This window comes from Mycobacterium gastri (assembly GCF_002102175.1).
In the GTDB taxonomy this organism is placed as follows: Bacteria; Actinomycetota; Actinomycetes; order Mycobacteriales; family Mycobacteriaceae; genus Mycobacterium; species Mycobacterium gastri.
In genome coordinates this window covers 77,016-96,489 of the sequence record NZ_LQOX01000010.1, presented here as the reverse complement: position 1 = coordinate 96,489, position 19,474 = coordinate 77,016, and the positions used below count along the sequence as shown (strand labels likewise).

The window sequence follows — 19,474 nt, the reverse complement described above, 5'->3', positions numbered from 1 at the left end:
ATTCCCGCAGATCAACGCCACATCCTCGACGCGCTCGGACTGAAAACGGGGTACTAAGGCAAATGTCCTAACTCAGGAGGTCATGGAGAGGAGCAAGTTAACGGCCGCGACGGTCATGGCGTCAACGACCGCGCACTGCAGGACGCCGTTGCCAACCCAACGCAACCGCCGGTGTTTGAGCCGGACCAATATGGCGGGACTTACGAATATTTTGGCAAAGACGCAACAGTGATCTTGAACAAAGATGGGCAAGTAGTGACCGCCTGGGCGAAAACCCGTAATGGATGGAGAAATCCGTGAGCGATGTTTTTGACGCTATTTCACCGGAATCCCGTGCCGTTATCGTAGAAGAACTGACGCGTCGTAACCCCGCCCTCCTCGCCGAGCTTCGCGGCACCCAGAAGCCGACCAACGACCAGAGCAATGCCGTTGAGCGTGTGCTCATCCACGCGTTGAGCGCCAACTACGGTCCGGGCCATGTTCCGAATGAGTATGGATTGGCGATTGAACGCGCAATTAGCGCCTACTTTGAGGCCTGGCCGATGTCCGGGTAGCGTCAACAAGAGTCAACACACGCCGGGCGACCGCTGCTGCCCTGCCATATCGCTAATCTGCTGCCTGACCAAAAGGGGCACTTGACTTGCCCGCAATGAATGGACTAACTAATTCATGAGCGATGTTTCGGCGCTACGACCGGAATACCGCGCTCTTGTCATAGAAGAATTGAAGCGTCGTAACCGACCTTCTCGAAAGGGGATGCTCCTGTGTTCGGCCAATGAGTTCGGGGTCTATTGCGGGCGGCTTGGTTGTAGGGCGTGGAAGATTTTGTCATTTGCCAGGGTGATGGGACCACTGGTTTGCCAGTGGCTAGGGACCCCCTCATGCCCAAACGGGTGCACCGACCCATGCACCCCAGCCTCGGCGTTCCGCAACACCTTGCGCTGGATGCGCGCCGACCTGCGCCCGGATTCCTTGGCTGCGAACCCGCCTGGCCGTCGAGCACCGGGCGCCTTGCGCACTCGCTGTGGCCTGGCCACGGCCACTTCCACGGCGGGCCGGAACCCGTTGTCCCGCGGGCACCTACGTCACCGTGCGCTACTCGGATTCCCGGTACCACGCAACGACGTACACCACCATGGCCGTGGCCAACGCAATCAGCACCCAGATCACCACGGCTTGGTCGATCCACGACCCCGCCGGCGGGGAGCCGGGGAGGATATTGCGCAGCGGCACCACGGCGAACAGCATCGCCGCATACCACGTGGAGAACGGTGGCAAGAATTTTCGCCGTCCGGTGACCATCTGGATGGCCACGAACAGGGCCAGTGTCGGCAGCGTGACAAGGACCAGGCAGATTCCCAGGTCGAAGACCAGCGGCCCCTTGGCCCGCTTCAGAGTGATGATCACGTTGTCCGGGCGATCCGAGGTCTGGCTGGCGTCCCCGACGCGCTGGGCGCTGATGTCCCAGCCCTCCAGCGATCCGGTCACTTCGACGCGGGCGGGCTTGTACTGGCGAGTGTCACCGGCCCCGATCAGCACATCGGCTTCGACAGTGTCAGTGGTGTACGTGTCGAACGGCCAGTTAGCCGGATCGCCGTGCGCTTCGATGGTGGTGGCGACCTGTGCCGGCGATTTTCCTACCGGGTATTGCAGGTCGCCGAGGTCGTTCGCCGGATAAAGGCGCACCGATGTGTCGGTGGTCAGTACGTCGAGACGCCTGTCAATCATCGAATCGTCAGGCAGCACCCGAACTTTCACGTCGAGGCGATTTGCCACGGTGTGCAGTTGCTCGAAGCGCACCAACACCACCGTGTCCTCGGTGGTGCCCATATCGGGCTTGGGCAATGGTCCCGGCGTGCCGGCAAGCCAGTGATAGCCGACCAGTGACAGCACGTAGACAACGGCGACACCGACAATGATCGACACGTCGAGCACCAGGTGTTTGCGCCGCGACATGTGCGGGCGGGGCGGCCGAGATGCCGCTGACCCGACCGGCGGAGACGCCGCTGAACCGGCCGGTTCACCCGGCTCCGGCGCCGCCGGCGCGTGGTTATCGGTCATCTGCGGTCCCCGGCGGAGAGACCGCTGACATGTACCTGCCCCCGAACACGGAGTCAGATGGTAGCAACCGGCGTTCCCGCCGGGGACGTTTCTAGATCAGTCCGATTGCCGGCGGTAGGCGAAGATGAACAGGCTCATCGCCACGATCAATGCGATCAGCACCCATAGCGTGACCGCTTGGTCAATCCAGGAGCCGGGCGGCGGGTTGCCGGGCAGGATATTGCGCAATGGGACCACGGCGAACAGCATGGCGGCGAACCACGTCACGAACGGTGGCAAGAACTTCTTCCTGCCCAATGCCATCGGGATGGACACCCATAGCCCCAAGGTCGGCAGGCTGACCAGGACCAGAATGATGCCCAGGTCGAAGATCAGCGAGCCCTTGGCCCGGTGCAAGGTGATGATGACGTTGTCAGGACGGCTGGTGGTCTGACTGGACTCGCCGACGCGCTGCACGCTGACGTCCCAGCCGTCCAACGACCCGATCACCTCGACCCGGGCGGGTTCTTTCACCCGGCTCTCGCCGGACCCGACAATCACGTCGGCAGAGATGACACCCGTGGTGTAGGAGTCGAACGGCCAGTTGGCGGGATCGCCCTCGGCCTCGATCGCGGTGCTGACCTGCGCCGGCGACTTCCCGACCGGGTACTGCAGGTCGCCGAGGTCGTTCTCCGGATACAACCGCACGGCAAGGTCTTGGGTCAACACGTCGAGGCGTTTGTCGAACTTCGAATCTTCTGGAATGACAAGTACATTCACCGTGAGGCGGTTGGCGACCGTCTCCAGCTTCTCGAGCCGGACCTGCACGACGGTGTCGTCGGTGGTGCCCAGGTCCGGTTGCGGCAGCGGGGGCGCCGACGTGGCCAGCAAGTGCACACCGAATAGGGACAAGGCGTAGACGACGATGATGCCAACGACAGCGGCCATGCCGATCACGAGGCGTGATCCGCGCGACTTGCCCGTGGCCGGGGCCGGGGCCGCCGGAGCCTGATGGGTCATCGCGAGCGGCTCTTCGTGGTCAACACGGGGCAGATGCTAGTGAGCCGCACCGCCGATCAGACGGCGACGCGCCGGGCGACAGACCCGCGAATTTCGTCAGCCTGATCCGCGTTCGGCCACGCAGCGGAATCCGATGTGTGTGGTCGCGGTGTCTTGCGATTGCGGTGAGCGGGCGGCCGGTCGGTACCGGTGGCAATACTCCGGCGCACAAAGATGGGAGCCGCCCTTGAGCGTCTGGCTGATGGTGGGGTCGGCGGGCCCGGCAGGCGCGCAGCACGCCTTCGGAGGCTGATCGGTGCGGTGGTGTGCGGAGAACTCGGTCGTGGTCCATTCCCAGACGTTGCCGATCATGTCGGCCAGACCGAAGCCGTTGGGCGGGAAGGTGCCCACCGGCGAGGTGCCCACCCAGCCCAGTGCGCCGTCGTTGCGGTAGGGGAACTTGCCCTGCCAGGTATTGGCCATCAGCTGCCCGCCGGGCTTGGCCTCGTCGCCCCAGGCATATGTGGTCGTGGTTCCCCCGCGCGCCGCGTACTCCCACTCGGCCTCGCTCGGCAGGCGCCGTCCCGCCCACCGCGCGTAGGCGGCCGCGTCGGGATAGGCCACCTGCACGACGGGGTGGTCGGGTTTGTCGGCGATATCGCTGTCCGGCCCGAATGGTTGGCGCCAGCTTGCGCCGGGCGCCCAATCCCACCACTGCCGCCAGTCGCGCAGGTCGACCGGACCAGCGGTCGGACGGAACACCATCGCCCCCGGACACAGGTCGTCGGGGTTAGCCCCCGGATAGAGCGTGGGGTCCATAGGCTGTTCTGCCACGGTCACATACCCTGTGGCAGCGACGAATTCGGCAAACTGCGCATTGGTGACCGGGTGGCGCTCGATCGCGAACGCGGGCACGGTGACGGTATGAATCGGCGCTTCTTCGGGATAGAAGCTCGTCGAGCCCATGCGGAACGACCCACCCGGCAGCTCAACCAGTTCGGTTAACACGGCTTCAGGGTATGGCTCAGGGTATGAAGACGGCGAAGTCCTGCATCAAAGCCGATTTTGCCGAACGGAAGCCGGGCACCGCCGCGGGGCCCTCCAGGTGGATGGCCACCAGGTAGTTCTTGGTGTTCGTCCAGATGTGAGTGACGCGGTCGGCGAATTCGATCGGACCCGACGATCCCTGCAGGGTGCCGGTCAACAGCTGGCTGCTGAAGCCGCAGAACGGTACCCCGGTGACCAGGAGGTTGAGATGTCGCATCGACCCGCCCAGGCTGGCGGTGTAGGCCAGGAAAGCGCGGTCCGGCTGCCGGTCGGTGGGGGCGATGGTCACGGTCGCCGACATGCCGCTGGGGCCGGTCAACATCAGTGCCGTAGCACCGCTGCCCGGAGTCGACGTCCAACCGTCCGGCACGCTGATGGTGATCCTGGGCGCGGCCGGGTCGGAGACGCTGGCCAGGGTCGCTCGGCCCTCGCCGGTCAGCGACGGCGAGCAGGCGACCGTGTCGGGCGGGATCTGTTCCGGGTGCGTCGTCACGATGCCGGGCACCGGCTCCGCCGGGCCGGGACGTGCGGGTGCGCCCGGCCCACCACCGCGCTCACCGCAGCCGACCACGATGCCCGACAGGCATAGCACACCCGCCGCGCCGCGGACTGCGCACAGCAGTCTCGGTGAGTGCCTAGTCGCGCGAAAAGGCAAGGGCGAGTTCTTTTTCCACGTCTTCATACGGTCGTCCGGATAGGTCGATCGTCACCTGGGCAATGGTTCCACCGGTAAAGACGAACGGCGCCTTGTAGCGGCTGGACACCGCCGAACCGCCGTTGCGCCCGACGGTGATGCCGGCACCTGCCAGCCCGAACGTGCCCGGGTGTGTCACCACATCCGCCAGCGTGCCGACCTCGTGGTAGTCGAAGTACATCGCCAGGTCACCCAGCGGGGTGTGGCTGTTGGGCACCGTTCCCGTCCGCGCATAACGCACGCCGAGCAGGTGTCGGCCCAGCGGGATCGGGCCGACCGACGAGAGCAGCTGCTGGCGCTCACCAAGGAAGTTGTAGACGTAGTGCAGGCGTCCGTCCTGGATGAACAACACGTGTCCGCCGTGCGCGCCGCCCTGTTTGAAGAGCACACCTTCGGCCCCGGTGGTGTCCACCGTCACCTCGGCCACGACGGCAAACGAACGGCCGCGGATTTCGGCGGCGGCCCCGATACCGACGTCTGCGCAGTCGGGATAGTAGATGTAGGTGGATCGTTCGGTGACCAGATAGGGCCGCGACCGCATCATGGTCTCCACGATGTTGAGATCCGACAGGGGCAGGCCGTTGTACTTGGCCGCCTCGGAATACCACAGCGCCTTGAGTTCTTCGAGCTTGCCGGGATGCTCGGCGGCGAGGTCATGGCATTGGCTGCGGTCTTTTTCGATGTGGAACAGTTCCCACCGATCGGTGTCGAAATGCGACCAGCCGGCCGGTGTGGCGGCGTGGATGGTGTTGGCGAACCACCCTCGATGCCAGATCCCGCGGGTGCCGAGCATGGCGTAGAACTGGGTGTGCTTACCGGTGTCGGTGGCCGAATCGTCAAGGGCTGCTTTGAAACTCACCCCATCGAGGGGCTTCTGGGTGATGCCCTTGACGGTGTCCGGCGGCGTCATGCCCAGCAGCTCGTAAACGGTCGGGGTGACGTCGGCGACATTGACGTAGTTGTCCCGGACTTCACCGTGGGCCGCGATACCGGCCGGCCAGGAAATGATCGCCGTATCGGCAATCCCGCCCTCGTGCGAGGCGTAGCGCTTGAACAGCTTGTAGGGCGTGTTGAAGGCCATCGCCCACCCGATCGGGTAGTGGTTGTAGGTTTGCGGGCCACCCAGGTGGTCGAAGAGCTTCATGCTCTCTTCGACGGTGTCGATATAGCCGTTGAAGAATTTTCCTTCGTTGACCGACCCGTTGGGTCCGCCCTCACCGCTGGCACCGTTGTCGGAAATCACCACGATGATGGTGTTGTCCAGCTGTCCCGATTCGTCGAGGTAGTCGAGGATGCGGCCGATCTGCGCATCGGTGTAGCTCAAGAAACCGGCGAACACCTCGGCCATCCGGCTGAACAGCTTCTTCTCTTCGTCGTTGAGTGAATCCCAGGGTCGCACGGTGTCCTGCAGCGGCCACGGCTCGCCTTGCGGTCCCGTCACGTCGAGATATGGGTTGATGGGCGACAATTCGGTGTCCGGCGGCACGATTCCCATCGACTTCTGCCGCTCCAGCACGACCTCGCGGTATTTCTCATAGCCCATGTCGAACTTGCCGGCATATTTGTCCGCCCACTCCTTGAAGACGTGGTGCGGGGCGTGTCCGGCGCCCGGGCAGAAGTAGCTGAACCACGGCTTGTCCGGCGCGATCACCTTGGCGTCACGGATGAATTGGATCGCCTTGTCGGCCAAGTCCTTTGACAGGTGATAGCCGTCCTCGGGGGTGCCGGGCGGGCTGACCGGGTGGTTGTCGTACACCAGGTCGGGATACCACTGGTCGGTCTCGCCACCCATGAATCCGTAGAAGCGTTCGAAACCCCGAGACGTGGGCCAATGCCGCTTCGTCGAGGCCATGTTGGCCTCTTCGAGCGGTGTCAGGTGCCACTTGCCCACGCAATAGGTGTTGTAGCCGCGTTCGGCAAGCACCTCCGAAAGTAGGGCGGTATCGGCCGGTATGCGTCCGTTGCAGTTGGGGAAGCCGTCGGTGAATTCTTCGATGGTCGCCATGCCGACGGTGGTCGCGTTGCGCCCGGTCAGCAGCGACGCCCGCGTCGGCGAACACAGCGCGGTGGTGTGGAATTGCGTCAGCCGCACGCCGCGCTCAGCGATGCGCGTCATGGCGGGCATCTCCACCAGGCCGCCGAAGCAGTCCCAGGTCGCGATACCGGTGTCGTCCCACACCAGGTACAAGATGTTGGGCGCGTTCTCCGGCGCGTTCGGCGCCGCGTAGGGACCCCAATCCGGTTCCGAGTCACGGATGTCCAGCTCGATCTTGCCTTGAAACCCGGTTGACCCCGTCGTCACTGCAACACACCCACTTTCTGTACGCGCATTTATCGGCGTCGCGTGGAGATTACCCCGAACAGAGGTGACCCGACCGCACAACGACGCGGCAGTGCACAATTTGGGCGCTTGCCAGATTTTGCGGCCTGCCGCTAGCTTACATTGTCAACATAGTATGACAAATTTTCGCTGGGCCGGCATCGGCGTCTGAGCGGGCGCTCCGCGCGCCCCGTTACTGCCGGCGGCTTCGCGGCCACCGGCGCCGGTGGTGCGGTCAGTTGAATTCCACGACCAGGTGCCGCAAGCCGTTGCGGCGGTTAGTACCGATCCATTCCACGGGCGCCGTCAACTGGATTTCTTCGAAGCGCGGGAGCAGTTCCTCGAAAAACAGCCGCAGCTCCATCCGGGCCAGATTTGCGCCCATGCAAGCGTGCACCCCTTGGCCAAAACCGAGGTGCGGGTTGGGCTTTCGGGTGATGTCGAATTCGTTTGGACGGTCGAATACGCTGGGATCGCGGTTGGCCGAGCCCTCCCACACCAACACCTTTTGGCCAGCCTCGATCCGTTGACTTCCCAAGGTGACGGCGCGAGTGGCCGTGCGCCGCTTCGACGGCGATGGCGATGACCAACGCACCATTTCCTCAATCGCCGACGGCAACAACTTCAAATCCCCACGCAGTTGCCGCCATTGGTCGGGACGTTCGGCCAGAGCAAGCAGCCCAACCGCAATCACATTGCGAGTAGTGTCTGAGCCCGCGCTGAACATCGTGTTGAAAAACAAGTGCACCTCGGCGTCCGACAGGAAAGGTTCGGTTGCGTTGGCGACGATAGACAGCAGGTCGTCAGCCGGCTCAGCGCGTTTGCGCGCAATCAGCTCCCGACAGTAGCTGTCCCGCCGTGATTCGGCGCCCTCACCAAACGCCCATTCCAGGTACTCCGCTCGGGTTCCACGAAAATCCAGACCCGCCTCAAACTCCTCTAACAACCAGTGCCGGTCGATCTCCGGAATTCCGCATAAGATGCAGATCGCCTGCATTGGCAGGTCGACAGCGATATCAACCGCGAAGTCCAACGCTACGCCGGGCTCGATCTGGTTGAGCAGACTTCGGGCCCGCTGGCGCAGGTCGTGTTCGATTCGGCGAATCATTCGTGGCCCTAGACCAGAGCTGACCAGCCGCCGGATCGCAGCATGCCGCGGATCATCCATCATGTTGAGCACATGACCGGCGATTGGCAGATCCTGCAACAAGGTGCCACCGAACGGCCGCCGGCCGCCGCTTTCGGAGGAAAAGGTAGCGGAATCACGCAATACCGCAAGGGTTTCAGCATAGGTGGCTACCGACCAGAAGCCTTCACCATCCGGTGTGTGTTCGGTGGGCGCGTGCCAGAACACCGGCGCTTCTGTGCGGTGGATCTCAAATACGTCGTGCGGGAATCCGTTCCTGAAGTTGTTCGGATCCGTCAAGTCGATTCCGGACGGCGAACCGAGGACCGGAGTAGTGGAGCTCATCATGGCTTCAGCATCGCACCTGATATGCGTTTGGCCGCCTCTGGGTAACTGCGAAGCAGCGCGTAACTGGCCTGGCCATCATCTCTTCTCTCCCGACTTCACCCCGCTAGGCGCTGCTGAGCCTCCGACGGTGAACCCGAGTCCTGCACGCCACCTCAACGCTGTGTTCTCCCCCACGATCAAAGAAGCGGTCGGCGGGAATCTGACCACGTCAGGACATCAGATCCCCGCCGGCCACTCACGGCTTAGGGGCTATCGTGCATCGCTACCCGGTGTGCTCGGGAGGAGGACCTCAAAGCCCCTCAGCACGAATTCACTCGGCGATTTCGTCTGCCTTGCAGATAGGAGCCGAGTAGACGAGCTCGCATTCGGCGAACAGACTTTCGTGTGTCACGGAATTACCTCCTGGTATCGATTCGCAGACCGTCCATTGCGGCGCAAGGCGGGCCAATGCAAATCTCCTTTCACCGAGAAATTTTAGCCATCAGACCCGGCGAATTTTGTCCTGCTATCGGTGGATAAGCATGAAGTATCACTTGTCCTACCATCGGTGGACAAGGGTGTTCCTACATCAGGTAACGGCTGCGGTGCGGATCGATTCCGTTCAGCAAGCTGACACTTTCAGCCAAAAAGGCGCCGGGTCAGGTGAGGAAAATCACCTGACCCAGCGCCTAGACAACTTCTTTTGTTTACTTGGCCTTCTCGAGGATGTCGACCAGCCGCCAGCGTTTGGTCGCCGACAACGGACGCGTCTCCATCAGCGAAACGCGGTCGCCGATGCCGGCGATGCTGTTCTCGTCGTGCGCCTTGACCTTCTTGGTGGTCCGAATGATCTTGCCGTACAACGGGTGCCGCACGCGGTCTTCCAGCTCGACTACGATGGTCTTCTGCATTTTGTCACTGACCACGTAGCCGATACGTGTCTTGCGACGACCGCGCGGCTTGGGAGCGCTCGGAGTGTGCTTGGGGCCCTTCGCTTTCGAGGGGACATCCTTGAGTGCGGCCTCTTTGGAGGCTGCCTTGCGGGGGGCTTTAGCCGCCGCGGGTGCCGCCTTTGCGCCAGTCTTAGCCTCTGCCATCACGATTCCTTACCTTCGGGAGCATCGGGGCCATCGGAACCATCGGGACCGGAAGCCAGACCCAGTTCCCGTTCGCGCAGCACGGTATAGACGCGTGCGATTTCCCGACGCACCGTGCGGAGCCGGCGGATGTTGTTGAGCTGGCCGGTCGCCATCTGGAAGCGCAGGTTGAACAACTCTGCCTTGGCTTCGCGCAGCCGCTCGGTCAGTTCCTCGTCGGTGAGCTCACGCAGTTCGCCAGGGGAGATTCCCACTGCCATCAGAACTGCTCCTCTCGCGTGATAATGCGTGCCTTGATCGGCAACTTGTGGATCGCACGGGTCAGCGCCGCCCGCGCGATCGCTTCATTGGGGTAGCTGAGCTCGAACAGCACCCGGCCCGGCTTGACGTTGGCCACCCACCACTCCGGGGAGCCCTTGCCCGAACCCATCCGGGTCTCGGCGGGCTTTTTGGTCAACGGGCGGTCCGGGAAGATGTTGATCCACACCTTGCCGCCACGCTTGATGTGCCTGTTGATGGCGATACGAGCGGACTCGATCTGCCGGTTGGTGACATAGGCGTGTTCGAGCGCCTGGATGCCGTAGTCACCGAAGTTCACCGACGTTCCACCGCTGGCGATGCCTCGCTGGCGGGGATGATGCTGCTTGCGGTGCTTGACCTTGCGGGGAATCAGCATGATTCATTCACTCCGTACTCTGCGCTTCGACCGCCGGCGCGGCTTCGTTGCCGGCCGCCGCAGTGCCCTCTTCGCTGCCGGCGGCGCGGCCGGCGTCGGTACCCGTCGCCGTCGTGCCCGAGGCTCCGCTGCGGCGCGGACGGGTGCCCGCCGGCCGTTCACGGCGCGGCCGTTCGGGGCCCGCGGGGGCTGCGGCGGCCAATTCGCGCTTGCCGCCGACGATGTCGCCCTTGTAAATCCACACCTTCACACCGATCCGGCCGAAGGTGGTCTTGGCCTCGTACAGGCCGTAGTCGATGTCTGCGCGCAAGGTGTGCAGAGGAACCCGGCCTTCGCGGTAGAACTCCGAGCGGCTCATCTCAGCCCCGCCTAGACGGCCCGAGCACTGAACCCTGATCCCCTTGACGTTGGGCTGACGCATCGCCGACTGGATGGCCTTGCGCATCGCGCGGCGGAATGCCACCCGGTTGCTCAACTGTTCGGCAACGCCCTGGGCCACCAATTGAGCTTGCGACTCAGGGTTTTTCACTTCGAGGATGTTGAGCTGAACCTGCTTGCCGGTGAGCTTTTCCAGGTCCGCACGGATGCGGTCCGCCTCGGTGCCGCGGCGGCCGATGACGATGCCCGGGCGTGCGGTGTGAATGTCCACCCGGACCCGATCGCGGGTCCGCTCGATCTCCACGTCGGCGATACCCGCCCGCTCCAGGCCGCTCGACAGTAACCGGCGGATGGCGACGTCCTCCTTGACGTACTCGGCGTACTGCTTGTCGGCGTACCAGCGCGACTTCCAGTCGGTGGTGATGCCCAGCCGGAAGCCGTGCGGATTGATCTTCTGGCCCACTAGTCTGAGCCTCCCTTCGCTTCAGAAGTCTCAGATGTCTTTGCGGGTGCCTTCTTGGCGGGCGCCTTCTTGGCCGGGGAGGTGGCCGCCTTCTTGGCAGGCGCCTTGCTCGCCGTCTTCTTAGCCCCCGAACCAGGACCCGCCTTCGCGGCGGCCTTGCTGCCCTCGGCCCGGCGGGCCCTCGACGACTTCGAAGACCGCTCGTCCTTGGCCGGCCGGCTCTCCACCACCACGGTGATGTGGCTGGTGCGCCGGCGAATTCGGAACGCGCGGCCCTGGGCACGCGGACGGATGCGTTTGGCGGTCGGACCTTCATCGGCGTAGACCGTGGCAACCACCAAGGTCGTCGGGTCCAGGCCGTTGTTGTTCTGCGCGTTGGCAGCCGCACTGGCGATCACCTTGGCCACCGGCTCACTGGCGGCCTGCGGCGCCCACCGCAGGATGTCGAGTGCGTCCGATACCGACCGGCCGCGCACCAGATCGATGACCCGGCGCGCCTTTCTAGGCGATACCCGCACAAACCGTGCCTTAGCGACGGCCGACGGATATTCGGTAGTGGTAGTCATCGCCGCTTACTCTTCCGGTCGTCCTTGATGTGCCCCTTGAAGGTGCGCGTCGGCGCGAATTCACCGAGCTTGTGACCCACCATCGCCTCGGTGACGAACACCGGGACATGCTTGCGGCCGTCGTGCACCGCGAAGGTGTGGCCGATGAAGTCGGGGATGATGGTCGAACGCCGCGACCAGGTCTTGATGACCTGCTTGGTGTTCTTCTCGTTCTGTACGTCGACCTTCTTGAGCAGATGGTCGTCGACGAACGGGCCCTTCTTCAGGCTGCGTGGCATAGTTGACTACTCCCCAAATCTCTTCCTAGCGCGAGTGCTTTTTGCCGGTGCGCCGACGGCGGACGATGAGTTTGTTACTTTGCTTGTTCGGATGGCGAGTGCGCCCTTCCTTCTTGCCCCAGGGGCTGACCGGGTGACGGCCACCGGAGGTCTTACCCTCGCCACCACCGTGCGGGTGGTCGACGGGGTTCATCACCACGCCGCGGACCGACGGACGCTTGCCCTTCCATCGCATCCGACCGGCCTTGCCCCAGTTGATGTTCGCTTGCTCGGCGTTGCCCACCTCGCCTACCGTCGCGCGGCAGCGGACGTCGACCCGGCGGATCTCGCCGCTGGGCATACGCAGCGACGCGTAGCTGGCTTCCTTGCCGAGCAACTGGATGCTCGACCCGGCCGAGCGCGCAAGCTTGGCCCCACCGCCGGGCCGCAACTCAACGGCGTGGACCAAGGTGCCGGCCGGGATGTTGCGCAGCGGCAGGTTGTTACCAGGCTTGATGTCGGCGTTGGGACCCGATTCCACCACGTCGCCCTGTGAAAGCCCGTTGGGCGCGATGATGTAGCGCTTTTCGCCGTCGAGATAATGCAGCAGTGCGATCCTTGCGGTGCGGTTCGGGTCGTACTCGATGTGCGCAACCTTGGCGTTGACCCCGTCCTTGTCGTTGCGACGGAAGTCGATGAACCGGTAGGCGCGCTTGTGTCCGCCACCCTTGTGGCGCGTGGTGATCCGGCCGTGCGCGTTGCGGCCGCCGTGGCCGTGCAACGGACGCACCAGTGACTTCTCCGGCGTGGATCGGGTGATCTCGGCGAAATCCGACACACTGGCGCCGCGGCGGCCCGGCGTCGTCGGCTTGTATTTGCGAATTGCCATGTCTAATCAGGTCTTTCTCTCGCGCGCAGCTGGCAGTATTGCCCAGCTCCTCCTCATCGCTTCGCTCTGCATCGTCGCCGGGCTAGGCTGGATTGCCCAGCTCCTCCTCATCGCTTCGCTCTGCATCGTCGCCGGGCTAGGCCGGGGCTCCGAACAGGTCAATCGGCTTGCTGCCCGGCGCCAGCGTCACGATGGCGCGCTTGGTGTTCTTGCGCCTGCCGTATCCGGTCCGGGTGCGCTTGCGCTTGCCCGGCCGATTCGCGGTGTTCACCGATGCGACCTTGACGGCGAAGATCTTCTCGATAGCGATCTTGATCTGCGTCTTGTTCGAATCGGGATGCACCACAAACGTGTAGACGTTGTCGTCGAGCAACCCGTAGGACTTCTCCGAGATCACCGGAGCCAGGATGATGTCGCGGGGGTCGGCGATGGTCGCCATCAGGCCGAAACCTCCTCGGGAGTGTTGGCGGCTGTATTAGCGGCTATGTAGGCGTTGAGCGCCGCCACGCTGAAAACCACGTCGTCGGCGCGCAGCACGTCGTAGGTGTTGAGTTGGTCGGGCGACAGGACGTGCACCCCGGGCAGGTTGCGGACGCTCTTGGCCGCCGTCTCGTCGTCGCGCCCAATGACCACCAGCAGCTGCTTGCGGTCGGTCAGCGTGGCCAGAAATGTCTTGGCGCTCTTGGTGGATGGGGTTTGGCCGGCGACCAACTCGGTGACGGCATGGATGCGCCCGTTGCGCGCCCGGTCCGACAACGCGCCCCGCAACGCGGCGGCGATCATCTTCTTGGGGGTGCGCTGGCTGTAGTCACGGGGCTTGGGACCGTGTACCACGCCGCCGCCGGTGAACTGCGGCGCCCGCGTCGAACCCTGCCGGGCACGACCAGTGCCCTTCTGCCGGTACGGCTTACGACCACCGCCACTGACATCGCCGCGCGTCTTCGTCGAGTGCGTGCCCTGGCGGGCCGCCGCGCGCTGCGCGGTGACCACCTGGTGCATCAGGGCGATGTTGGCCGGTACGTCGAACAACTCGGCCGGCAACTCGATGGAGCCCTCGACCTTGCCGGCCGGCGTCTTGACGTCAATCTTGAGGGTGGTGGCAGCCATTACTTTTCACCTCGTTTGATCGCGCTGCGGACCATCACGAGTCCGCCGGTGCGGCCGGGAACCGCACCCTTGATCAACAGCACGCCATTTTCGGCATCGACCTTGTGCACCAACAGGTTCTGCACGGTTACCCGGTCATTGCCCATCCGGCCGGCCATTCGGGTGCCCTTGAACACCCGTGCCGGGGTGGCGCAACCGCCGATGGAGCCGGGACGCCGGTGCACCGCCTGGGCACCGTGCGCAGCTCCCTGACCGCGGAAGCCGTGCCGCTTCATGGTGCCGGCGAAGCCTTTGCCCTTGGAGGTACCGGTCACGTCCACGTAGCTGCCGTCGGCGAAGATCTCGGCCGTGAGCTCCTGGCCGACCTCGTATTCGGCCACCGCGTCCGGGTCGTCCAGGCGCAGCTCGGCCAGGTGCCGGCGCGGATTGACGCCCGCGGCGGTGTACTGACCGGTCAGCGGCTTGGTGACCTTGCGGGGACTGATTTCGCCGTAGGCCAGCTGCACGGCGCTGTAGCCGTCGCGCTCCGGCGTGCGGATGCGCGTCACGACGTTGGGCCCCGCCTTGACCACTGTCACCGGTACGACTCTGTTGTTCTCGTCGAATACCTGCGTCATGCCCAGCTTGGTACCGAGAATGCCCTTTCGTGCCATTGCTCTGCAGACTCCTACTGGATATTGACGTCGACGCTGGCCGGAAGATCGATGCGCATGAGTGCGTCAACCGTCTTCGGAGTCGGGTCGAGAATGTCGATCAACCGCTTGTGGGTGCGCATCTCGAAGTGCTCCCGCGAGTCCTTGTACTTATGCGGGGAGCGGATGACGCAATACACGTTCTTCTCGGTCGGCAGTGGCACCGGACCTACGACGCTGGCGCCCGTGCGGACGACGGTCTCGACGATCTTGCGCGCCGAAGCGTCGATAGCCTCATGGTCGTAGGCCTTCAGCCTGATGCGGATCTTCTGTCCCGCCACGCTTCTCCTACCTCACTCCAATACTTCAGGCCCGGGTCCGGACCTGGTGCCCCCAGCCCGCCGATCGACCCGGCCGATCCCGGGTCGAACTAGCGTGCGCCGGATACTGCGCCGCTGTTTACCTGTCGTGGTCCACCGACCCCCGCGGTCGGGCGTGTCGCCCGCACGCAGCCTTGTAGCCGCCGAAATCGGTCGCGCTCCAAGGATGGGGCCGGACGCGCCCGTGTGGGCGCCGGTCGTGTGCCTGGCCAGGCGCAAACCTGGCGCAGGGCAACCTGAACAGTATGCCCCAGATCACCGCTTCGGCCAAATCCCGGGTCATCGACGTCGGTGGGCCGCCCGCGGTGTCTGCCGGGCGGTCCACGATCATCGCCGGCAGCGACCCTACCAGGACTTTTGGCTTGTTCTGCCCGGACGGCGGCGGCCACGCGTATGGCCTCATCCCGTGATCGGGCCGGATTTGGGGGAACCCGACGCTGCCCAACCGATGATCGACTGGATCAACGGTGCCCCGCCGGCCGAATTGGCCGCCGAACTGATGGCGGCCTTCGACCCGAACGTGCCTGGGAGCGCTCGGGTGCTGGCGTTGTCGGAGTTCACTGACTGGATGTTCCGCGGCTTTCCGCGGCGCAGGGGCCTCGTTGTGCCGGCCAGACCGGTGCGAGAATCGTTGCTGGATCGCGGTGGCCGGCTCGATACTGGCCGGACGCTACGCGCAAGAGCTCACGACGAGCTTGTCGGCCTTCCCGCCGGCCGTCCGCAACCCGGCGACCGATTCGCTGGCTAAGGCCGTGGAGGTGGCCAACAAGCTTGGGCCCCATCCGCCGGGTCCTCGCACCGGCGCCGGCACAAGCAGGACGGCACCGAGCCTGAAGCTCATGCGACGAATTCGGCCGCCCGATGCCCCAGCATCACAATGGTGGCGTGCGGACCACGGCTGGTGATCATCGGCAGCACGGACCCGTCAATCACCCAAAGGTTTTCGATACCGTGCAGCCGGCACTGGAGGTCTACGACGCCCCGCGGGTCACCGTCGACACCCATGGGGGCACTGCCACACAAGTGTTGTGACGTCGACCACGCCGCTTGCCCGACATCTGTTGCCGCACCGGCTATTTCGCGGACAAGATCAACGCCCCGCTGCAGAGCGGCGACGTCGGCCGGCTCGCTGTCGTAGCGATGCTCGATCCGCGGCGGCACGTCGGGATCCGCCGAGACCAGCGTGATCCGCCCACGCGCCCGGGGCCGCATGAGCGCCACCCCGATATGCGGCCAATCAGGCTGTCCCCCAGTGCCATTACCGGTCATCGCAACGAAACCACCGGTATAGGGCCTGATCTCGAGGTCGTCTGCGGTGTGCAGCACCACCTCCAGCACCGGCCGTTCGGGAGCCACGCCCCACGTGGTGGGGAGCACCCATTCCGGGTGGTCGCTGCAACTCATTCCGACCGGCAGCGCCGCCACCACCGGCACGCCGACCGCACGCAGCATCGCCTCGTCACCGATGCCGGACAGCATGAGCACATGCGCCGACTCGATCGCACCGGCGCACAGAACAATTCGGTCAGCCGTCAGGGTAATCGGCCCGGATGGGCCAACCGCGTCGACACCGACCGCTCTGCTGCCGGAGAAGCGCAACCGCAATGCCCGTGTCTGCTCCAGCAGGGTCAGGTTGCCTCGTCGCAGCACGGGCAGCAGATACCCGGCACCGGACCCGGTCCGGACACCGTCCACGATGTTCAGCGGGACCGCGCCCACCCCCGAGACACTCGACGGTCCAACGTCGTTGAGGTCGTCGATCCAGGGGAACCCGGCGCGCTCGGCGGCAGTGATGAAGCGCTGGGTGATGCCGGTCGTCTCGCGCGTCCGCCGAACCAGGATAGGGCCGGCGCTGCCGTGCGCAGGCGTGCTGAAATCCAGATCTGTCTCGATGGCCCGGAAGTGTTCGAGTACGTCGGACCAGGCCCAGCCGGGAACCGCAAGGCGATCGAAATCCTTTGGTAGTCCGCGGCAGAAGTAGCCACCGTTGACCGCGCCGGAGCCACCGACCGTCGCTCCGCGCACGATAGGCAGCCGGCGAATCGGCCGATCGGTGAGCTGAGTCTGGTAGCGACGGACCAGGGGGCTGCCGCCGCCGATCGGCAGCCGCAATCCGTTGGCGGTCTGAGCCAGCAATTCCGGATCGTCGAGACCAGGACCCGCCTCAAGGACGGTTACTGCACAATCCGGATTAGCAGAAAGACGCGCGGCCACAACCGAACCCGCACTTCCGGCGCCGACGATTAATACGTCGCTATGCCCGGCAGCAGAGGTCAAGGCGGCCGCTAGGCCCGAATCTGCGGTTTGAGTGCGCCGACATTGCGTTCGCGCAGCACGCCATACCACAGGCCCAGGCCGTAGGCGAGGTCGTCGACACGTTTGAGTAACACGTAGGTCAGCAGGCCGATGGGTTCGGTGTCACCGGCGTCGCCATCCCTGGCCTCCTTACGACGCAGCCAGTCCACCACGCCGTCGACGATCGCCGCGACCAGCACGACCCGCCTACAGCGCCGAAACAGCAGAGCCGCAATCAAAGTCACCGGCCAGTAGTGCCGGCACATGGCCGACGCCAACTGCAAAGCCGCCGACCACAGCCCGCGTGTGGCGACCACTAGCACATCCGACATTGAGGTGTCGGCACTGCGCATGGCCCTGGCGATGCGGCGACCCGTCAACACCGCGATGACCAGCGAGGCCAGCTGACAAAGCCCGGTACCCAGCGACATCAGGATCCAGGCCGTCAACGCCCAGCCGGAAATCACCAACGGCGCGGTCTTATCGGGGTGGCGCACAGAAAGCGGTGCGGCCGAACCGCCGTAGAACGCCTTGCGTGCGATCCAAGCCCGTAGCTGGGTGCGATGGTCATGCGCGACCAGCGCGATCGGCTCGTAGCGCAGCCGGGCGCCGGCTTCGATCAACCGCCAGCACAGGTCGACGTCCTCCCCCGAGTGCAGGGTCTCGTCGAAACCGCCCACATCGCGCAGGGCTGCGGCGCGGCAGACGATCGCGGCGCTCGGCACATAGGACACCGGGCTGTGCGGTAACACCGGCGCCTCCCGCAGACCGAGATCCAGCGACGAGCGCACCGCCTCGTAACGAGCCACCAGATTCTCGCTTTGCGCCATACCCACGACGCGGGGCGCGACCAAGGCGACGGTGGGATCACAGAAGTGGCCCAGCAGCGCTTCGAGCCATCCCCGGCGTGGCGCCACGTCGGAATCCAGGAATGCCACAAAGTCGGTGGCGCAGGCTGCCATACCGGTGTTACGTGCCGCAGCCGGACCCTTGCTGCGCGGGTGATGCAGCACCTCGATGTCGCAACGCGCCCCGGGAAAGTCTTCTAACTCGACCGGGCACGCCGACCCGTCATCGACCACGATGACGCGCAATCCACGCAGTGAGGCAACCAGCCGGCGCACACCAGATATGTTGTCGCGCACCGGTATAACCACGGTGACATCGCGATGCGAGGGACCGCTGGCGGGGCGCGGATGCGCCACCGTGGCATCCAACAGGGTGCGGGCCAGTTGCGCGCTGAGCTCGTCGTGGACCTTGAGCCGGCCGCCGGCAAGCATGTCCTGCGCGGCGGGGGCCAGCCGCAGCAGCCGGGTGGGTGAGCCGCCGAGCAGGGCCGAGCCGTGGCCGAGCACCCGCACGCGACGGTCGACCTGCACCGCGAACCCGTCCGGCAGTCGCGTCGCAGTCATGCCAGCATCCCGTCGGGTGCAGGCGTCCAGCGGACAATGCGACTCAGGCAGTCGTCGACCATCTCAGTGAAGATCCGCCTTCCCGCCGCCGCGCTCGCCGTCGTTGGGTCGCCCAGCACCCCGGTCGGACTGACGGCCGCGACGCCACCACGACGCATCGACGGCAGCAATTCCGGCAGCGGCGCGCCGTTGCCGGCCAGCAACCGGTCGGTCAGCACATCGTCCGGCGAAATATGCAGCAACACCGATGTTTCGGTGTGACCGGCATGGGCGTCGGCGCCCACGGCGCTGCACGAACACCATCCGGCGTCACGACCTTCGGAGCGCAGCAGGCCGACCGCGCGGCGCAACGCCTCGACATTGCCGCCGTGACCGTTGACGAAAACCAGCCGATCGGCCCAGCAGCTGGCCGACCTGCCGTACTCCACCAGCAGCATGGCCAGGGCGTCGATACCGATGGAGATCGTCCCGGCAAAACTCTGATGCTCACCGCTGGCGCCGTAGGCGATCGCGGGAGCCACCAGCCAGTCCGGCCGGGACATGTGCGCGGCCACCGCCCGGGCGACGGCGGTCGCGATCCGGGTGTCGGTATCCAGCGGCAAGTGCGGTCCGTGCTGTTCAGTAGACCCGAGCGGAACGAGTATCGACGGCGAGATACTTGGTAGCTGGCTCGACGTCGAGTTCCCCAGTTCGCCGCGTACGGGCACTCGCCGATGGTAGGCCGAATTTACCTGCCGTGCACCGATTGTTACCTCTTCTACTGAATCTT

Annotated in this window: 23 protein-coding genes; 3 read left to right on the top strand and 20 right to left on the bottom strand. The window is 64.9% G+C overall.

Annotated elements, in window-relative coordinates; all coding sequences use genetic code 11:
• Window positions 1-284: 284 nt before the first annotated feature.
• The gene (locus AWC07_RS02225) at window positions 285-554 is read left to right on the top strand and encodes a hypothetical protein (protein ID WP_084293539.1); all 270 of its coding nucleotides are present in this window, start codon (window positions 285-287) and stop codon (window positions 552-554) included.
• Between the two features lie 541 nt (window positions 555-1,095).
• On the opposite strand, the gene AWC07_RS02215 is transcribed toward AWC07_RS02225, so the two are convergent.
• From AWC07_RS02215 to rpsJ, 17 genes are all read right to left on the bottom strand, one after another.
• Complete coding sequence (locus tag AWC07_RS02215) at window positions 1,096-2,061, bottom strand: DUF4436 domain-containing protein (RefSeq protein ID WP_036413873.1); 966 nt, start codon at window positions 2,059-2,061, stop codon at window positions 1,096-1,098.
• Between the two features lie 96 nt (window positions 2,062-2,157).
• Window positions 2,158-3,060, bottom strand: coding sequence for a DUF4436 domain-containing protein (locus tag AWC07_RS02210; protein WP_036413870.1), 903 nt, complete (start codon window positions 3,058-3,060; stop codon window positions 2,158-2,160).
• A gap of 96 nt (window positions 3,061-3,156) precedes the next feature.
• Window positions 3,157-4,047: a formylglycine-generating enzyme family protein gene (locus tag AWC07_RS02205; protein WP_036413867.1), complete on the bottom strand. Its 891-nt coding sequence runs from the start codon at window positions 4,045-4,047 to the stop codon at window positions 3,157-3,159.
• Between the two features lie 16 nt (window positions 4,048-4,063).
• The gene (locus AWC07_RS28340; protein WP_244187430.1) at window positions 4,064-4,741 is read right to left on the bottom strand and encodes a hypothetical protein; all 678 of its coding nucleotides are present in this window, start codon (window positions 4,739-4,741) and stop codon (window positions 4,064-4,066) included.
• The gene (locus AWC07_RS02195; protein WP_036413865.1) at window positions 4,722-7,082 is read right to left on the bottom strand and encodes an arylsulfatase; all 2,361 of its coding nucleotides are present in this window, start codon (window positions 7,080-7,082) and stop codon (window positions 4,722-4,724) included. Before AWC07_RS02195 ends, AWC07_RS28340 begins: the two co-directional genes overlap by 20 nt.
• A gap of 253 nt (window positions 7,083-7,335) precedes the next feature.
• Window positions 7,336-8,571 carry a cytochrome P450 gene (locus AWC07_RS02190; protein ID WP_036413889.1) on the bottom strand — a complete coding sequence of 412 codons (1,236 nt, stop codon included), beginning with the start codon at window positions 8,569-8,571 and terminating at the stop codon, window positions 7,336-7,338.
• Between the two features lie 689 nt (window positions 8,572-9,260).
• Complete coding sequence (rpsQ, locus tag AWC07_RS02185) at window positions 9,261-9,653, bottom strand: 30S ribosomal protein S17 (protein WP_139829477.1); 393 nt, start codon at window positions 9,651-9,653, stop codon at window positions 9,261-9,263.
• Window positions 9,650-9,910 carry a 50S ribosomal protein L29 gene (rpmC, locus tag AWC07_RS02180; protein ID WP_036413860.1) on the bottom strand — a complete coding sequence of 87 codons (261 nt, stop codon included), beginning with the start codon at window positions 9,908-9,910 and terminating at the stop codon, window positions 9,650-9,652. Before rpmC ends, rpsQ begins: the two co-directional genes overlap by 4 nt.
• Window positions 9,910-10,326, bottom strand: a complete 417-nt coding sequence (gene rplP / locus AWC07_RS02175; RefSeq protein WP_011739064.1) for a 50S ribosomal protein L16 — start codon at window positions 10,324-10,326, stop codon at window positions 9,910-9,912. The genes rpmC and rplP overlap by 1 nt, the downstream gene beginning before the upstream one ends.
• Before the next feature lie 7 nt (window positions 10,327-10,333).
• Window positions 10,334-11,167, bottom strand: coding sequence for a 30S ribosomal protein S3 (rpsC, locus tag AWC07_RS02170; protein ID WP_036413857.1), 834 nt, complete (start codon window positions 11,165-11,167; stop codon window positions 10,334-10,336).
• Entirely contained in the window at window positions 11,167-11,733 is a 567-nt protein-coding gene (rplV, locus tag AWC07_RS02165) for a 50S ribosomal protein L22 (protein WP_036413854.1), read from the bottom strand. The genes rpsC and rplV overlap by 1 nt, the downstream gene beginning before the upstream one ends.
• Window positions 11,730-12,011, bottom strand: a complete 282-nt coding sequence (gene rpsS / locus AWC07_RS02160) for a 30S ribosomal protein S19 (RefSeq protein ID WP_003892827.1) — start codon at window positions 12,009-12,011, stop codon at window positions 11,730-11,732. The genes rplV and rpsS overlap by 4 nt, the downstream gene beginning before the upstream one ends.
• Window positions 12,012-12,036: 25 nt before the next feature.
• On the bottom strand, window positions 12,037-12,879 hold the full coding sequence (gene rplB, locus AWC07_RS02155) for a 50S ribosomal protein L2 (RefSeq protein WP_036413852.1): 843 nt from the start codon (window positions 12,877-12,879) through the stop codon (window positions 12,037-12,039).
• A gap of 136 nt (window positions 12,880-13,015) precedes the next feature.
• Window positions 13,016-13,318 (bottom strand): 50S ribosomal protein L23, encoded by a 303-nt coding sequence (rplW, locus tag AWC07_RS02150; RefSeq protein WP_023370924.1) that lies wholly within the window; start codon window positions 13,316-13,318, stop codon window positions 13,016-13,018.
• The gene (gene rplD, locus AWC07_RS02145) at window positions 13,318-13,986 is read right to left on the bottom strand and encodes a 50S ribosomal protein L4 (protein ID WP_036413849.1); all 669 of its coding nucleotides are present in this window, start codon (window positions 13,984-13,986) and stop codon (window positions 13,318-13,320) included. Before rplD ends, rplW begins: the two co-directional genes overlap by 1 nt.
• Window positions 13,986-14,639, bottom strand: a complete 654-nt coding sequence (gene rplC, locus AWC07_RS02140) for a 50S ribosomal protein L3 (RefSeq protein WP_023370920.1) — start codon at window positions 14,637-14,639, stop codon at window positions 13,986-13,988. Before rplC ends, rplD begins: the two co-directional genes overlap by 1 nt.
• 14 nt (window positions 14,640-14,653) lie before the next feature.
• Entirely contained in the window at window positions 14,654-14,959 is a 306-nt protein-coding gene (gene rpsJ / locus AWC07_RS02135) for a 30S ribosomal protein S10 (protein WP_003873519.1), read from the bottom strand.
• A gap of 284 nt (window positions 14,960-15,243) precedes the next feature.
• On the opposite strand from rpsJ, the gene AWC07_RS27365 reads away from it, so the two are divergent.
• On the top strand, window positions 15,244-15,408 hold the full coding sequence (locus AWC07_RS27365; RefSeq protein WP_167379999.1) for a hypothetical protein: 165 nt from the start codon (window positions 15,244-15,246) through the stop codon (window positions 15,406-15,408).
• Entirely contained in the window at window positions 15,405-15,746 is a 342-nt protein-coding gene (locus AWC07_RS27360; RefSeq protein WP_036413846.1) for a hypothetical protein, read from the top strand. The genes AWC07_RS27365 and AWC07_RS27360 overlap by 4 nt, the downstream gene beginning before the upstream one ends.
• Before the next feature lie 89 nt (window positions 15,747-15,835).
• Here AWC07_RS27360 and mftG read toward each other — a convergent pair whose 3' ends face one another.
• Genes mftG through mftE form a run of 3 tightly spaced genes read right to left on the bottom strand, consistent with a single transcriptional unit; the run spans window position 15,836 to window position 19,451 of the window.
• Entirely contained in the window at window positions 15,836-17,275 is a 1,440-nt protein-coding gene (gene mftG / locus AWC07_RS02125; protein ID WP_036413844.1) for a mycofactocin dehydrogenase MftG, read from the bottom strand.
• Window positions 17,276-17,283: 8 nt separating this feature from the next.
• Window positions 17,284-18,705: a mycofactocin biosynthesis glycosyltransferase MftF gene (gene mftF / locus AWC07_RS02120; RefSeq protein WP_036413841.1), complete on the bottom strand. Its 1,422-nt coding sequence runs from the start codon at window positions 18,703-18,705 to the stop codon at window positions 17,284-17,286.
• Window positions 18,702-19,451, bottom strand: coding sequence for a mycofactocin biosynthesis peptidyl-dipeptidase MftE (gene mftE, locus AWC07_RS02115; RefSeq protein WP_036413885.1), 750 nt, complete (start codon window positions 19,449-19,451; stop codon window positions 18,702-18,704). Before mftE ends, mftF begins: the two co-directional genes overlap by 4 nt.
• Window positions 19,452-19,474 lie beyond the last annotated feature (23 nt).

Coding starts and splice junctions, on each gene's coding strand:
- AWC07_RS27365 (WP_167379999.1), top strand. CDS start 15,244: ATGCCCCAGATCACCGCTTCGGCCAAATCCCGGGTCATCGACGTCGGT.
- rplD (WP_036413849.1), bottom strand. CDS start 13,986: ATGGCTGCCACCACCCTCAAGATTGACGTCAAGACGCCGGCCGGCAAG.
- rplV (WP_036413854.1), bottom strand. CDS start 11,733: ATGACTACCACTACCGAATATCCGTCGGCCGTCGCTAAGGCACGGTTT.
- rplP (WP_011739064.1), bottom strand. CDS start 10,326: ATGCTGATTCCCCGCAAGGTCAAGCACCGCAAGCAGCATCATCCCCGC.
- AWC07_RS02225 (WP_084293539.1), top strand. CDS start 285: ATGGAGAAATCCGTGAGCGATGTTTTTGACGCTATTTCACCGGAATCC.
- AWC07_RS02215 (WP_036413873.1), bottom strand. CDS start 2,061: ATGACCGATAACCACGCGCCGGCGGCGCCGGAGCCGGGTGAACCGGCC.
- mftF (WP_036413841.1), bottom strand. CDS start 18,705: ATGACTGCGACGCGACTGCCGGACGGGTTCGCGGTGCAGGTCGACCGT.
- rpsS (WP_003892827.1), bottom strand. CDS start 12,011: ATGCCACGCAGCCTGAAGAAGGGCCCGTTCGTCGACGACCATCTGCTC.
- AWC07_RS02190 (WP_036413889.1), bottom strand. CDS start 8,571: ATGAGCTCCACTACTCCGGTCCTCGGTTCGCCGTCCGGAATCGACTTG.
- rplB (WP_036413852.1), bottom strand. CDS start 12,879: ATGGCAATTCGCAAATACAAGCCGACGACGCCGGGCCGCCGCGGCGCC.
- rpmC (WP_036413860.1), bottom strand. CDS start 9,910: ATGGCAGTGGGAATCTCCCCTGGCGAACTGCGTGAGCTCACCGACGAG.
- rplW (WP_023370924.1), bottom strand. CDS start 13,318: ATGGCGACCATCGCCGACCCCCGCGACATCATCCTGGCTCCGGTGATC.
- AWC07_RS02210 (WP_036413870.1), bottom strand. CDS start 3,060: ATGACCCATCAGGCTCCGGCGGCCCCGGCCCCGGCCACGGGCAAGTCG.
- rplC (WP_023370920.1), bottom strand. CDS start 14,639: ATGGCACGAAAGGGCATTCTCGGTACCAAGCTGGGCATGACGCAGGTA.